This window comes from Mycolicibacterium tusciae (assembly GCF_002086795.1).
In the GTDB taxonomy this organism is placed as follows: Bacteria; Actinomycetota; Actinomycetes; order Mycobacteriales; family Mycobacteriaceae; genus Mycobacterium; species Mycobacterium tusciae.
Map to the genome: position 1 here is coordinate 83496 of NZ_MVIM01000022.1, position 15430 is coordinate 98925.

General features: G+C 65.2%; 13 protein-coding genes. 6 read left to right on the forward strand and 7 right to left on the reverse strand.

Annotated elements, in window-relative coordinates; all coding sequences use genetic code 11:
- Positions 1–816: 816 nt before the first annotated feature.
- The gene (locus BST47_RS27330) at positions 817–2106 is read left to right on the forward strand and encodes an adenylate/guanylate cyclase domain-containing protein (protein ID WP_083128979.1); all 1290 of its coding nucleotides are present in this window, start codon (positions 817–819) and stop codon (positions 2104–2106) included.
- 25 nt (positions 2107–2131) lie between these two features.
- Here the strand turns inward: BST47_RS27330 and BST47_RS27335 are convergent, their stop codons facing one another.
- From BST47_RS27335 to BST47_RS27365, 7 genes are read right to left on the reverse strand one after another with little or no spacing between them, the layout of a single operon-like run.
- Positions 2132–2620 carry a Dps family protein gene (locus BST47_RS27335; RefSeq protein ID WP_083128960.1) on the reverse strand — a complete coding sequence of 163 codons (489 nt, stop codon included), beginning with the start codon at positions 2618–2620 and terminating at the stop codon, positions 2132–2134.
- A 55-nt stretch (positions 2621–2675) separates the two neighbouring features.
- Positions 2676–4478 carry a DUF2339 domain-containing protein gene (locus BST47_RS27340; RefSeq protein ID WP_083128961.1) on the reverse strand — a complete coding sequence of 601 codons (1803 nt, stop codon included), beginning with the start codon at positions 4476–4478 and terminating at the stop codon, positions 2676–2678.
- 45 nt (positions 4479–4523) lie between these two features.
- Positions 4524–5180 (reverse strand): response regulator, encoded by a 657-nt coding sequence (locus BST47_RS27345; RefSeq protein ID WP_083128980.1) that lies wholly within the window; start codon positions 5178–5180, stop codon positions 4524–4526.
- A complete protein-coding gene (gene macS, locus BST47_RS27350) occupies positions 5153–6283 on the reverse strand; it encodes a MacS family sensor histidine kinase (RefSeq protein WP_083128962.1) in 1131 nt (376 codons plus the stop codon). The genes BST47_RS27345 and macS overlap by 28 nt, the downstream gene beginning before the upstream one ends.
- Complete coding sequence (locus BST47_RS27355; protein ID WP_083128963.1) at positions 6283–7044, reverse strand: amino acid ABC transporter ATP-binding protein; 762 nt, start codon at positions 7042–7044, stop codon at positions 6283–6285. Before BST47_RS27355 ends, macS begins: the two co-directional genes overlap by 1 nt.
- A gap of 4 nt (positions 7045–7048) precedes the next feature.
- A complete protein-coding gene (locus BST47_RS27360) occupies positions 7049–7978 on the reverse strand; it encodes an amino acid ABC transporter permease (protein ID WP_083128964.1) in 930 nt (309 codons plus the stop codon).
- Positions 7979–7987: 9 nt separating this feature from the next.
- Entirely contained in the window at positions 7988–8905 is a 918-nt protein-coding gene (locus tag BST47_RS27365) for an ABC transporter substrate-binding protein (protein WP_083128965.1), read from the reverse strand.
- A 187-nt stretch (positions 8906–9092) separates the two neighbouring features.
- On the opposite strand from BST47_RS27365, the gene BST47_RS27370 reads away from it, so the two are divergent.
- From BST47_RS27370 to BST47_RS27390, 5 genes are all read left to right on the forward strand, one after another.
- A complete protein-coding gene (locus tag BST47_RS27370) occupies positions 9093–9689 on the forward strand; it encodes an HdeD family acid-resistance protein (RefSeq protein WP_083128966.1) in 597 nt (198 codons plus the stop codon).
- Positions 9690–9751: 62 nt separating this feature from the next.
- Positions 9752–11212 carry a cytochrome ubiquinol oxidase subunit I gene (locus BST47_RS27375; protein ID WP_083128967.1) on the forward strand — a complete coding sequence of 487 codons (1461 nt, stop codon included), beginning with the start codon at positions 9752–9754 and terminating at the stop codon, positions 11210–11212.
- 9 nt (positions 11213–11221) lie between these two features.
- Complete coding sequence (gene cydB / locus BST47_RS27380; protein ID WP_083128968.1) at positions 11222–12271, forward strand: cytochrome d ubiquinol oxidase subunit II; 1050 nt, start codon at positions 11222–11224, stop codon at positions 12269–12271.
- A 41-nt stretch (positions 12272–12312) separates the two neighbouring features.
- A complete protein-coding gene (gene cydD / locus BST47_RS27385; protein ID WP_165799854.1) occupies positions 12313–13872 on the forward strand; it encodes a thiol reductant ABC exporter subunit CydD in 1560 nt (519 codons plus the stop codon).
- The gene (locus tag BST47_RS27390; RefSeq protein ID WP_083128970.1) at positions 13865–15355 is read left to right on the forward strand and encodes an ATP-binding cassette domain-containing protein; all 1491 of its coding nucleotides are present in this window, start codon (positions 13865–13867) and stop codon (positions 15353–15355) included. The genes cydD and BST47_RS27390 overlap by 8 nt, the downstream gene beginning before the upstream one ends.
- Positions 15356–15430 lie beyond the last annotated feature (75 nt).

The following is a 15430-nucleotide window of genomic DNA, read 5'->3' on the forward strand; positions in this document are numbered from 1 at the left end:
AGCAGGAGCAAATTGTGGACGTGCCGATTCCGGACGGTCATAGAGTCCACGGCAACCTCCCGCGTGACGTCACATCGCGCCAGCCTACGGTCCCCGACGGGCCTCATGACCACTCCTCGTCCTGTCCCACATCGAGCACTTCACGGGACGTGCGGATGAATTTATCGTATCGCTTCGAATCGCGTACCGGATATTGACAGATGAGTCGAAATTCTATTGCGCCGTACTGGATACACGTCGCCGGGCGGACGTTCGGCCCAGTTGTGCCACGTGCGAACTATGCATTCTGGTTCAGATTTAGCAAAGAATTTAGCCGTTTAAATGGCTATCGTCCAAACTGACAAAACAATGCCACTTGGCTGAAGTATCATGTTGTACAACATATTTCGGCACCGCCCAGAGCACAGCTTCCGATAACTACTCTGCAACTTACGATCTTGATAGTCGTTGGCAACATAGATAACCAACTTAATGTAACCTGACCGCCTTTTCGGCACGCCGGGTACCGATAAGCCGACTTATAGGTGTGCATTCCGGTCGCAGTAAACGGTGCGTGTTCGAGGCCCAAGGAGCGCCGAGCGCCTGAGTCGGCAACGGATCTCGTAGACAGCGCGCAGCCCGATCCTGCGGTGCGCCGGCGGGACGCTTTCGGAAAGCAGTTTGTGCTCAAGCAAACAAATTGACTCGGACGCAATGGCAGAACGCATCCGCGAAGCAACAACAAGAGTCCACAAAACGAACGGCCCTCAACTCCTCTCCTGCACCCCCGAAAGCCGCAGGTAGCTGCCACTTCGAAGCTAGGCTCGGGTGGTGGCGATGAGAGGCCGGCCGGTGTGCGTGCCCGACGTGGCCGTGGAACGCCGCGGCCCCGGGCGCACCCGCCTCCTCTCCGAGCGCGCAGCCCGGCACCGGCGCGTGCTTGACGTGACCGCGATGATCAGTGCGGCGATCTCCGCGTTCTTCGGCATCCAGGGGCTCTTCATCGGTCAGGACTGGTGGGTCACCGCCATCAACCTGGGCAGCGCGGCCGTCTTCGTGATGATCCCGCGCATGTGCGGCATGGGCGAACTCGTCGCTCCCGTGGTGTTTTTCGTGATCTCGTACCTCACCATCACGGTGCTGTGCGTCTATCTAGGCACGGGTTCGGGGCTGCAGTTCTATTTCGTCGTGGCCGCGGCCATCGTGTTGGTGATTCTCGGGCCCGACCACATTGTCCTGGCCTCCATACTGGCCGCTATCGGCGCCGCGACGGTGGTCCTGCTCGAGTTCTTCGTGCCCAACGACACCGGGACCCAGCCTCCATGGGCGTTCAAGGTCTCGTTCACGCTGACAGTGATCACGGCGTGGATCCTCGTCATCGCGACCATCTGGTTCGCACTGCGCGAGATCCGCCGCACCCGAGAGGCCATGGACGCGGAGTACGAGCGATCCGAGCAACTGCTGACCAACATCCTGCCGGCGTCCATCGCCGAGCGGCTGAAGGATCCGTCGCGAAACATCATCGCCGACAAGTACGACGACGCCTCGATCCTGTTCGCAGACATCGCCGACTACACCAAACGTGCAAGCGACACCACGCCGAGCGACCTCGTGCGGTTTCTGGACCGGCTCTACACCGACCTCGACCTCCTGGTCGACAAGCACGGTCTGGAGAAGGTCAAGACCAGCGGCGACTCGTACATGGTGGTCAGCGGAGTGCCCGAGCCGCGGCCCGACCACATTGAGGCTTTGGCATGCCTGGCATTGGACATGGCCGAGGCCGTCGCCGATCTCAAAGACCCGAACGGACACGCAGTGCCGCTACGAATCGGCCTGGGGGCGGGGCCGGTGGTGGCGGGTGTCGTGGGCGCGCGCAAGTTCTTCTACGACGTCTGGGGTGACGCCGTGAACGTCGCGTCACGCATGGAAACCACGGATGTCGAGGGCCGGATCCAGGTGCCGCAGGACGTGTACGAACGCCTGAACCACGCATTCGTACTCGAAGAGCGCGGTGGGGTCGACATCAAGGGCAAGGGCGTCATGCACACCTGGTACCTGGTCGCGCGTCGTGACGACGATGCCGTTCGAAACGCGGTAGAACAGGGCGCGGCCGCGGGTCGTTCCTAGGCTGAGCGCGGAGCGCGCGTGGGTCCTAGACCTTGCGGTTCTCCGACTTGATCAGCCAGGCCAGCTTCTCCAGACCATCGATGAGCTGGTGCAGGATATCGGCGGTGCTGGGATCCTCGGCATCCACCGCGTCATGCACATCGCGCAGGGTGTCGACGGCCGCGTAGATGCGATCGGTGATCAGGTCGACGACCTCGTCGGTGCTGTGTTCGTAGGGCGGGAACTGCGGCAGTGTGGTGCCGGCGGTGACGGTATCCGACCGTCCGTCCGGCACGGCCCACAGCGCCCGCATCCGCTCGGCCACGGTGTCGCTGGCCTCGCGCGCGAAGTCAACGACCTCGTCGAGCTGCAGGTGGAGGTCGCGGAAGTTGGTACCGACGACGTTCCAATGTGCCTGCTTGCCCTGCAGGTGCAGCTCGATCAGGTCGACCAGGACCCGCTGGAGGTTCTTGCTCAACTCCGCCGATGCCTGGAATCCGTGTACGTCTGTGTCAGTGCGTCGTTTTGTACCCATGTTCTGCTCAACGTCCGACAATCTGGAATGACTCCAGATTATGCTGTGACTACGCTCACAACGTTTTGTCTTGTTGCAGGTCCTGCTTGTCGAGCAGCCGAGCGTAGCCGGCACCCATGCCCAGCAGTATCAGGCCGACGACGATGAACACCGCAACCCGGAAGATGCCGTCCAGGGTGCCGAGGTCGAACAGGAACAGCTTGGCCATCGCCGCCCCGACCAGCGCCAATCCCCCGCCGATCGGCAACGATCGAGTGGCTCGCGGCAACCGTGCGGCGTAGATGAGCAGTGCGGCCGCCATCACGATCCAGCAGATCGTCGCGGCCATGTGCCCGGCGAAGAAACCGCGCTCCTCGCCACCGATCAGCACACCTGCTGTCACGGTGAAGGTGGTGATCGCATACGCGGCGACCACGGCCGCCCCCGCCCACATAGCCGAATCGGGACCGTCGAGCGTCCACACGATCACGACGGCGAACGCGATCAACAGCAGGCTGGCGATCAGCGTGGACACCGCTGCCGCGGTACTGGTTTCGGTGGCGTAGATCAGCGAGCTGGGCGGTGCGTAGCTGAGATAGAACGCGGCACCGACGCCGGCCAGGCCGAGCGCGACCCACCGCGCCGTCGCCTCATGACGCGCGGCGACGGCCACGACGATCGCCATGGCCAGCAGGATCGGACCTGCGACGTAACCGTCGAACGCGACCAGCACCGCGATCGTCGCCGAGATCGCCGACAGTGCCGCCCAGATCGGTCGCACGGCGCCGTCGACACCGGTCACGCGGTTACCGATGAGCACGATCGCCAAAAACGTCGCCGCCACGACGGCCGCCATCAGAGCGGCGACCACCCGGTCGGCAACCAGCGCCACGCACAGCGCGGGCAGTACACCCGCGCCGGTCACCAACGCCATCAACACCCGATTGGTGGTCCGGGGCAACAGGATCAGTGCGGCGACCACCGCCAGCCCCGCCGCGATGGCGCACGCCCCCACCAGCCACAGGTCGCGCCGATCGTCGAAGTGCAGGCCCAGTAGCGCGATGAGCAGCGGAAACGTGCTGGCAGCGATGCGCGCACAGTGCAGCCAGATCCAATCCTTGCCCAGCTGCACCGGTAGCGACGCGGCGGCGAGCGCCAGCATGAAGCCAACGAGCAGCAGGGTGACACCGTCGGTCACCACGGGTGCCAGCACGATCAGCGGGACCAGTACCAGCACGCCGAGCTGCTGTGAGTCCCACCGCCGGGCCAAGGTCAGCCCACCGCCACCGATGATCGCGGCGGTGACGAGACCGACGGGCGCCGACACCCAGCCGTAGATGGTCGTCACCGCGATGACGTCGATGTAGGCCGCGGCGACACCGGTCGCGGCCAGGGCGATGGCGCCAACCCGGCCACCGGGCCGCCGGTACAGCCAGGCGCCCACCCCGACCAGCGCGCCGGCCAGCAACGCACCGCCGGCGATCCGGATCTCGGGACGCAAAATGCCTGCCTGTGCGGCGAGCACGACCAGCAGCACCACGCCGATCAGCGTGACGGCCACACCCGCGACGGCGAGCAGCTTGCCGATCCACCCCTCATCGCGCGGCGGCTTCTGCGCCGCCGGAGGCGCCGGGTAGGCCGGTGGCGTGGCAGGCGTCTGGACGTGCAGCGGGTACTGGTATTGCGGCGCGTACGGCACCGGATAGGGCTGGGGTTGGGCGACCGGTTGTGCTACCGGTTGCGCGACCACAGCCGGTTGCGGGTCTTCGGACAGCAGGCGGTCCAGTGCGCTGAGGTCTGCCGATACCCTCGCCATGTACTGCGATATCGCCGAGAAATCGGCGGAGACGCGGGCGATGAGGGCGCGTTGTTCGGTCATGGCTGACATCGTGGCAGCCCGATCACCGCTTTCGGATGAGTAGGACTACTCGTCCAGGCCGTGTTCGATCGCGTAACGGGCCAATTCGACTCGATTCGCGACCTGGAGCTTGCGGAACGTGGCCTGGACGTGGTTCTCGACAGTCCGGTGGCTCAACGAGAGCCGGGCGGCGATCTGCTTCGCGGTCAGTCCCTTCGCGACGTGCCGCAAGATCTCGGTCTCCCGTTCGGTGAGGCTGGGGGTGGCTGGCCCTGCTTCCCGGCTCGCCGCGATACGCCGGTACTCGCCGAGGACCAAACCCGCCAGTCTCGGAGTGAAGACGGCGCGGCCCTCCGCGGTGGCCCGCACCGCGTCACCGAGTTCCTGCTTCGAGGCACTCTTCACGAGATAGCCTGTTGCACCGGCTTTTACCGCTTCCAGCACGTCTTCCCGTTCGTCGGACGCCGAGAGCACCAGGATTCGCGAAGACGGCGAGACCGCAAGCACCTCCGCGGTCGCGTGCGCCCCGTCGCCGTCGGAGAGTCGCATGTCCATCACGACGACATCCGGCAGTACGACCGCAGCCCGGCGGCGCGCCGCCGCCACACCGTCGGCGGTGGCGACGACGGTGAACCCGTCCTCGGCGAGATCGCGGGCCACCGCGTCCCGCCAGATCGGATGGTCGTCGACCACCATCACCGTCGGGGTACTGTCAGCTCCCATTCCGTCCCACATCCCGGCGAGGTGGTGAGCTTCGCGCTTCCACCCAGCCAATTCATTCGTCCGACAATCGATTTGGCCACCCCGACGCGGCCCTCTCCGACCGCTTGCTCCAGCCTGCCCTTCGCGATTCCGATGCCGTCGTCGCGGATGCTGACCGTGACCGAGTCGCCGAGGTCCTCGAGCAGGACGTAGGCGCGGGCGTCGGGACCGGCGTGGGCAGTCACGTTATCCAACGCGTTCACGGCGGCGCCGTACAGCTCACCCGCCGTCGCCGTATCCAGCAGCACCGGTTCGGCGGGCACACTCACCGACACCACGTCCGAGGCCCGCTTACGCAACAGTGCGCCGACGTCGGTCATCTCCCCGGCCGGCGTCTCGGTCTCGGCCGAGCTGACGAGTCGGCGCAGGGCGCGCTCCTGCTCGCCCGCGAGCTCAGCTAATTCGGCTGTGGCTCCGCCGATTTCGCGACCGCGACGGGATACCAGCGCAAGCACCTGGATGGCACCGTCGTGCACCTGGCGCGACAACCTCTCCCGTTCCTGGTGCGAGGCGGCCAGCCGCGCGGCCTGCTCGAGTTCGGCGTGCGCACGCCGTGCCGTCTGTGCCGCCATGCCGACGGCGAGTCCGACCGCGAGCTCGATCACGATGGTCGCGTTGCGACCCAGGTCGTAATTGATGAAGCCCTTCACGACGGTGCTGGCGATCATCACCGCGACCCCGGCCAGCATCCCGACGATTGGTCCGGACAGGATGGCTGCAGAGATCGTGGCGTTGGTCGCCCACAGTGTCGTCGGCCACGACTGGTTGGCGAACGCCCATTGCTCGGAGGCGACGAACTCGGTGGACAGGATCAGCGCGACGACGACGACGATCTCGGTCACCACCCAGGACGCGCGCCTGCCGAAGCCACGCAGATATGCGAACGCACACAACGCACTCCATGCGAGCAGCACCGCGAACAGCGCCCAGCCGATCGCCGGACGGTCTAGTTCGCCGTTGACGGCGATTTGAAAGCCCAGTGCGTAAATACAACTGAGCAGACGGAAAACCTGGGCTGCCCGCCATAGCGGCGTGGCCGGATCCGGTTGGCTCGCCGCAGGCACTACAACACCTTTGACAGAAACGCCTTCGTCCGCTCGTGTTGCGGGTTGCTCAGCACCTCACGTGGCGGCCCGCTTTCCACCACCACTCCCTCGTCCATGAACACCAGGTGGTTGGCGACCTCGCGGGCGAATCCCATTTCGTGGGTCACCACCACCATCGTCATCCCCTCGGCGGCAAGCTTTTTCATCACCTCGAGGACCTCACCCACCAGTTCCGGATCCAGGGCCGAGGTCGGCTCGTCGAACAACATCAGCTTTGGGCTCATCGCCAGGGCGCGCGCAATCGCGACCCGCTGCTGCTGTCCGCCGGAGAGTTGAGCCGGGTAGGCCTCGGCCTTCTCCGACAGCCCCACCTGGTGCAGGAGATCTCTGCCCCGTGCCACCGCCTCGGCCTTCTTGACCTTCTTGACGTGGATCGGCGCCTCGATGACGTTTTCCAGTGCCGTGCGGTGGGGGAACAGATTGAAGTGCTGGAACACCATCCCGATGTCGCGGCGCTGCTTTGCGGCGTCACGGGGGGACATTTCGTACAGTTTCGAGCCTTTGTCGCGGTAGCCGATCAACTCACCGTCGACATAGAGCCGGCCGGCATTGACCTGCTCCAGATGATTGATGCACCGCAGGAACGTCGATTTGCCCGAGCCGGACGGGCCAACCATCACCAGCACCTCGCCCTTGCCGATTTCCAGCGTGATGCCCTTCAGGACGTCCAGGGCGCCGAAGCTTTTGCAGACCGATTCGGCCTTGACCATCGGTGTCATCAGGTCACATCCCTGGGTTCTGAATCTGGGCCTTGGCCAACGCCTCGAGCTGCTTGGTCGTCAACTTCCGCGACGCGCCGCGCGCGAAGTACCTCTCCAGGTAGTACTGCCCGACCATCAGGATGCTGGTGACGACTAGATACCAGAACGCGGCCACGAGCAGAAGCGGCACCGGCTCGAACTCGCGCGCGGCGATCTCTCGGGACGTGATGCCGTACAAGTCGAGCGTGAATGGCACGGCGGTCACCAGCGATGTGGTCTTCAGCATGCTGATGACTTCATTGCCGGTCGGCGGGATGATCACCCGCATGGCCTGGGGTAAGACCGTGCGCCACATCGCCATTCCCCACGACATGCCCAACGCTGTCGATGCTTCGAGCTGTCCCTCCGGCACGGAACTGATTCCGGCACGGATGATCTCGGCCATGTACGCGGCCTCGTTGAGCGCCAGCCCGAGGATCGCCAACAGGAACGGAATGGACAGGGCCTGGATGTTGAATTCGAATAACGACGGCCCGAACGGCACCCCGAGCCGGATGTTCTGGTAGATCGTCGGGACCAGGCCCCAGAAGACAAGCTGCACGTAGATCGGCGTGCCACGGAAGATCCACAGATACACCCACGACACCGCTTTGAAGATGGGGTTGGCCGAGAGCCGCATCACCGCCAATATCACACCGAGGACTATTGCCAGCACCATCGAGTAGACGGTCAGCTGAAGGGTGTTGAGCAAGCCGACTGTCAGTACCCGCTCGTTGAAGAGGTACTGCGAGAACACGCTCCAGCGGTATGCGGGATTGGTGGCCGCACCCCACAGGAACAGGGCGACGAGGATGACGATGACGACCGCCGCCACCCACCGCCACGGATGACGCAGGGGAATTGCATCGATTGCGGCCGGAGCGGTAGGTGGCGACGTGTCGACATCAGTCATTTCGGACCTCTAGTTGATGGCGCCGTTGATCACTGGCTTGTCGATCATCCCGTTCTCGACGCCCCAGTTCTTGGCGATCTCCTCGTATTTGCCCGACTCGATCAGATGCTCGAGCGCCTGCTGCAGGGATTGCGCCAGCGGCGAACCCTTCTGAACCGGCCAACCGTACGGCGCGGAGTCGAAGATCTCGCCCGCAGCTTCCAGCTTTCCGTTGCTCTGCTTGATCGCGTACGACGTCACGGGCGAGTCGGCGGACATGGCGTCCACCTGACCGAGCACTACGGCGTTGGTTGCGGCGTCCTGCCCGTCGAACGACACGATCTCGATCGGCGGCTTGCCCGCGTCGACGCATGCCTTGCTCTTGGCCGGCAGCTCTTCGGTCTCCTCGGTCGTGGTGGCCTGCACCGCAACCTTCTTGCCGCACGCGTTGTTCGGATCGATCGGCGAGCCGGGCCGTTGCGCCCAGAGAATGCCCGCACTGAAATAGGTTACGAAGTCGACCGATTCCTCGCGCTCTTTGGTGTCGGTGAATGACGACATCCCGACGTTGTATGTGCCGCCCTGAATCGATGGAATGATCTTGGCGAAGTCCGATTCGCGGTACTCGGCTTCCAGCCCCAGAGTTCCGGCTATCGCATTCATCAGATCGACGTCGAAGCCGACGATCTTGCCGCTGGGATCCTTGAATTCGTTCGGCGCGTAGGGAATGTTGACGCCGACGATCAGCTTGCCGGACTCTTTGATCGCCTCTGGAACGGTGTTCGCGATCTCCTCGACCTTGTCGGCCGCGGCCGTCGGGCTGCCGGTCTCACTTTCGCTGGTGTTGGTACCGCTCGCGCACCCCGAGAGGAGCAGTGCGCCAGTCGCAGCAAACACACCCGCGATACGCAGAAGTTTCCCTCGACGGTCTTGACATTCACGTAGCACGGTTTTCTCTACTTTCTGCCTCGTGGATCCAGCGCCAAGCGCCGGTAGGGGAACAGTAATAGAGAGCTACGAAAGCGGCAGGGGAACACGAACGGCCGACGAATTCCGCGGCGCTCCAATGACACGGTTTGCATACGGAACGGGGAATACTCGGGCCTCGGTATGGCCTTTGTGCGAAACTTCGCGCATGGAAAGTCCTGCTCAACCAACCATGCTGCGGCACCTTTGGAAGTCGGCACTGGCCACCGGAATCCTGGTGCTGATTCTCGGGGTTCTGGTCCTGTGGCGGCCCGCTGCAGCGATCTTCGTCACCGCCATTTTCTTCGGTGCTTATCTTCTCGTCACCGGCATCTCGCAAGTCGTCATGGCGTTCAGCCTGAAGTCGTCCCTCGGCGGCCGAGTCCTGTTGTTCATCGGCGGCGCGGCGGCACTGGTGCTGGCCGTCCTCTGTTTCATCAACTTCTCGAACTCGATCGAGCTGCTGGCCATCTGGATCGGCATCGGGTTCATCTTCCGCGGCGTCGCGACGCTGATGTCGGCGGTCTCGGACCCCACCCTGCCGGGACGCATCTGGGAAATCTTCATCGGCGTGCTGGGTGTGATCGCGGGCATCATCATGTTCGCGTGGCCCATGGAAGGGCTGGTCGCCGTCACCCAGGTCACCGGCATCATCCTGATTTTCCTCGGCGCAGCCGAGATTGGCACGGCATTCGCCATCCGCAAAGCCTCCAAGGGCCTCGGCGGCACCGCGCCCGCACCTTCGACAGAAGCGCCGGTGAGCTAACGCACACTGATTTCTACTACGCTCTGTCGTAGGCTGATGGAACAGCCACGGGAGAGGTTCACATGGACGCACTCGATGTGTCGCGGTGGCAGTTCGGAACGACCACCGTCTACCACTTCATACTCGTCCCCCTCACCATCGGGCTGGCTCCGCTCATCGCCGCCATGCAGACAGCGTGGGTCATCACCGGCAACCCCGCGTGGTACCGGCTGACCCGGTTCTTCGGCAAGCTGTTCCTGATCAATTTCGCGCTCGGCGTCGCAACCGGCATCGTGCAGGAATTCCAGTTCGGCATGAACTGGAGTGAATACTCGCGCTTCGTCGGCGACATCTTCGGCGCGCCCCTGGCGTTCGAGGGGCTGATCGCGTTCTTCTTCGAATCGACGTTCATCGGCCTGTGGATTTTCGGCTGGACCCGGTTACCGCGTCTGGTCCACCTGGCGTGTATCTGGATCGTCGCGTTCGGGGTCAACGCCTCGGCCTACTTCATCATCGCGGCGAACTCGTTCATGCAGCATCCCGTTGGCGCCAAATACAATCCGGAGACCGGGCGCGCCGAACTGGTCGACTTCGGCGCCCTGCTGACCAACAACACGGCGATCTGGGCGTTCCTGCACGCCGTGGCCGGAGCATTCCTCACCGCAGCCGTTTTCGTCGCCGCGGTGAGTGCCTGGCTGATGGTGCGGTCAGCCAAGCGTGCGGACGAAACCGAAGAGGCACGCACCATGTACCGGCCCGCGACCATCGCGGCCAGCCTGGTCGCGCTGGTGGCCGCGGGCGGCTTGTTCTTCACCGGAGACTTCCAGGGCAAGCTGATGTTCGTCCAACAGCCCATGAAGATGGCGTCGGCAGAGTCGTTGTGCCACACCGAAACCGATCCTGACTTCTCGATCCTGACCGTCGGCACCCACAACAACTGCGACAGCGTCACCCACCTCATCGAGGTGCCCTACGTGCTGCCCTTCCTTGCGGAGTCGAGGTTCAGCGGCGTCACCCTTGAAGGCGTCAACGATCTGCAGCAGGAATACCAGCAGAAGTTCGGCCCCGGCGACTACCGGCCCAACCTGTTCGTGACCTACTGGGCGTTCCGGGCCATGATCGGACTGCTTCTCGTGCCCGTCGTGTTCGCGCTCGCCGCGCTGTGGCTGACGCGTCGCGGCCGAATACCCGACCAACGGTGGTTCAGCCGGTTCGCGTTGATCACGTTGCCCACACCGTTCCTGGCCAACTCGGCGGGCTGGATCTTCACCGAGATGGGCAGGCAACCCTGGGTGGTGGTGCCCAACCCCACCGGCGATCAACTGGTGCGAATGACCGTGCAAGAGGGCGTATCCGGCCATGCGACGGGCATGGTGGTGCTCTCACTCACCGTCTTCACCCTGCTGTACGGCGTGCTCGGCGTGATCTGGTTCTGGTTGCTACGCCGGTATGTGATCGAGGGTCCGCTGGAGCACGACTCCGAGCCCGTGCCGCCGCCCGCGCCGGACGACGAGGACGTCGCTCCCCTGTCCTTCGCGTACTAGGAGTGTGTGATGGGCCTACAAGAGCTGTGGTTCTTCATCATTGCCGTCCTGTTCGGCGGCTTCGTCCTGCTCGAGGGCTTCGACTTCGGGGTCGGCATGCTGATGGCCCCATTCGGACGGGCGGGCAAGAGCAGCGGCGCGGATCCCGAACAGCGCAGGCGCGCCGCGCTCAACACCATCGGTCCGGTGTGGGATGCCAATGAGGTCTGGTTGATCACTGCGGGCGCAGCGATGTTCGCAGCGTTCCCGAACTGGTACGCCACGATGTTCTCGGCGCTGTATCTGCCCCTGCTGGCCATCCTGGTCGGAATGATCGTGCGCGTCGTGGGTATCGAATGGCGCGGCAAGATCGACGATCCGCGTTGGCGCACATGGGCCGACGCCGGTATCGCGGCCGGATCCTGGTTGCCCGCCATCCTGTGGGGCGTCGCGTTCGCGATCCTGGTGCGGGGTCTACCCATCGATGCCAACGGCCGGGCTCACCTGTCGATCGGCGATGTCCTCAACGGCTACACGGTTCTCGGCGGCCTCGCGACGGCGTCGCTGTTCGCGTTCTACGGTGCGGTGTTCGTGGCATTGAAGACCGCAGGTCCAGTGCGCGACGACGCATTCCGCTTCGCCCGCGTGTTGTCGCTGCCGGCCATCGTGTTCGCAGGCGGGTTCGGACTCTGGACGCAACTGGCGCACGGCAAGACATGGACATGGTTGCCGCTGGGAATCGCCGTGATCGCGCTGTTGACGGCGGTGGCACTGATGCTGACCCGCCGCCGTGAGGGCTGGGCGTTCGCCTCGACCATGGTGGTGGTCGCCTCGGTCGTGGTGCTGCTGTTCGGCACCATGTATCCGAATCTGTTGCCGTCCACACTGAATCCGGACTGGAACGTGACGATCTACAACGGTTCATCGACGCCGTACACGCTGGCGATCATGTCGTGGGCGTCCTTGACGCTGCTGCCGCTGGTGCTCGGATACCAGGGGTGGACGTACTGGGTGTTCCGCCGCAGGATCACCGCCGAAGCCATCCCGGCCTCAATCGGATTGTCACGGCAACGCACGTGAACGGTCCTGTCGACCCGCGCCTGTGGCGTGCATCGACAGCGATGCGCCGTTTTCTCGTGTCGTCGACCGCATGCAGCGTGCTGATCGCCGGCGCCACGATCGCCTCCGCGGTAGTGCTGGCCGACATCGTGGCCCGCGTGATCACCGATCCGGATGCGCGCAGCCTCAGCCGACTGGCAGTGCCGCTGTCGATCCTGGTGCTGCTGTGGACATTCCGGACAGTGGTGACCTGGCAGCAGGGCCGGCTCGCACAGCGCGGGGCGAGCGAGGTGATTGCCGACCTCAGCCGGTCGGTGCTGGCGGCGACGACGGCCTTGCCGCCACGCCAGTTCGCGCAGCGCCGTGACGACGCCGCCATCCTCGTCACCCGGGGCCTCGACGGCCTGCGCAGTTACTTCACGGCATATCTACCCGCGCTGCTCGCCGCCGTGCTTCTGACACCGGCGACCGTCGCCGTGATCGCTTGGTACGACTGGCGATCCGCATTGATCGTCTCGATCGCCCTGCCACTCATTCCGATTTTCATGATCCTGATCGGCCTCACCACCTCCGAGCGCTCTGCTGCGGCGTTACGCGCGATGGCCACGCTGCAGTCGCGCCTGCTGGATCTGGTGGCGGGCCTGCCGACACTGCGGGCCCTGCGACGCGTGGGAGGCTCTGCGACGCGGATCGCCGAATTGGGTGCCGCACATCGCCGTTCGACGATGGCGACGTTGCGCATCGCCTTCCTGTCTTCGCTGGTGCTCGAATTGCTGGCCACACTCGGTGTGGCGCTCGTCGCGGTGAGCGTGGGGCTGCGGCTGGTCTACGGCGACGTGACGTTGACTGCGGGTCTCACGGCGCTGCTACTGGCACCCGAGGTGTTCTGGCCACTGCGCCGCGTCGGTGCGGCCTATCACGCCGCACAGGACGGAAAGACAGCCGCCGACAACGCTTTCCGTCTCGTCGACACGCTGCCGTCCTCGGTGGGCGGGACGCGCCACGTGACGGCCGCGGGTGCCACCATCGACATCACGGCTCTCGACGCCACCGTCGAGCCCGGCCGGGTGACCGTCATCGCCGGGCCCAACGGAGCGGGCAAGACCACGCTGCTGCACGCCATTCTGGGTCTCACCGAGCAGGAGTCCGGCCGGATTCGCGTCGACGCCATCGACGTGGCCGATCTGGACCTGCCCGCCTGGTGGGCACAGGTCGCCTGGCTCGCGCATCGCCCCGCGATCATTCCCGGTACCGTTCGGCAGAATCTCGAGCTCTTCGGACCGCTCGACGATATCGAGAAGGCCTGCCGGATGGCTTGTTTCGATGAGGTGCTGGCCGACTTGCCCGATGGCCTGAACACCATGCTGGGCAGCGGCGGCGTCGGCCTCTCACTCGGTCAGCGCCAACGACTCGGACTGGCCCGGGTGCTCGGATCGGCCGCTCCCGTCCTGCTTCTCGACGAACCGACCGCTCACCTCGACGCCGAGGTCGAAGACAAAGTGCTCAACGCCATCACCACACGCGCCGCCGCCGGTGCGACGGTGATCGTGGTCGGCCACCGCGCACCGGTGCTCGCCACCGGCGAGCGCGTCCTGCAGCTCGGGAGCCTCGTCGATGTTTGAGTTGCTGCGCCCGCGGCTTCCCCGGCTGCTGCTCGCCATCCTGTTCGGAGTGCTGTCCCTTGGCAGTGCGCTCGCCCTGGCGGGTGTGGCGGCATGGCTGATCACCAGGGCCTGGCAGATGCCGCCGGTGCTGCACCTGACGGTGGCGGCCGTGGCGGTGCGCGCACTGGGTATCTCGCGCGGAGTGCTGGGCTACTGCGAACGGCTGGCGTCGCACGACACCGCCCTGCGCGCCGCCGCCGACGTCCGGGAGCGACTGTACGCACAGCTCGCCGCAGGACCCGCCGACGCGGTGCTGCGGCGGCATACCGGTGAACTGGTCAGCGACATCGGCGCATCGGTCGACGAGCTCTCCGATGTGCTCGTGCGCGCGGCGGTCCCCATATCGGTGGCGGCCATCCTCGGTACCGCCGCCACCGTCGTCATCGCCGTCATCTCCCCCGCGGCCGCCATTGTCCTGATGTTGTGCTTGCTGCTTGCGGGCGTCGTCGCACCCGTTCTGACCGCCTGTGCCGCGACGGCCGCTGAACAGCTTGCGGCACAACATCGTTCACAGCGCGATACAGCAGCCATGATCGCACTCGAACACGCGCCCGAGCTCCGGGTGAGCGGTCGGCTCGACGAGCTGCTGGCCGACGCCGACCGGCAGCAACGCGACTGGGGCCGCGCCATCGACCGGGCAGCGGCACCCGCCGCCTTGGCATCGGCCGCTCCCATCGCGGCCATCGGCGCCAGCGTGCTGGGTGCTGTCATTTGCGGAATCGCCCTGGCGCCGACCGTGGCGCCGACCACGGTCGCGATACTGATGCTGTTGCCGCTCTCCGCTTTTGAGGCGACAACAGCGCTGCCCGCCGCCGGTGTCCAGCTGTTGCGTTCACGCCTCGCCGCACGCCGCCTGCACGTGCTGATCAACCCGGACAGCGACGACGCGCGCCGTCCGACGGTCCCCGAGATCAACCTCGAACCCGGTGCCAGACTGGCGGTCACCGGCCCCAGCGGCTCCGGGAAGACGACGCTGCTGATGAACCTCGCGGGTCTGCTGCCCGAGGAGATCCCGTCGCAAACCGCCTTCTTTGCCGAGGATGCACATCTGTTCGCGACGACCGTTCGCGACAACCTCCTTGTCGCGCGTGGCGATGCGACCGACGACGAACTCCGTGCAGCCCTGCATCGTGTGGGGCTCGCCAATTGGCTCGACACGCTGCCCGACGGCCTGTCCACCGTCCTCGTCGGCGGGGCCGCGGCCGTTTCGGCGGGGCAGCGTAGAAGACTGCTGCTGGCCCGCGCGCTGGTTTCCAAGATGCCGATCCTGTTGCTCGACGAACCCACCGAACACCTCGACGCCGCCGATGGCGAACGGCTACTCGCCGAAATGCTGACCCCCGGCGCTCTGTTCCCCGCCGAGCGCACGGTCGTCGTCGCCACCCATCACCTGCCGGCCGACTTTGAAAGTCCCGCCCTCAATCTCGGAGCCTGCGAGTAACCTCAGACACCATGAGCGAGCCGGACAAACCCGAAACGCCACCCCCGCCGACGAGGACGGTGGACAGGCCGTCGG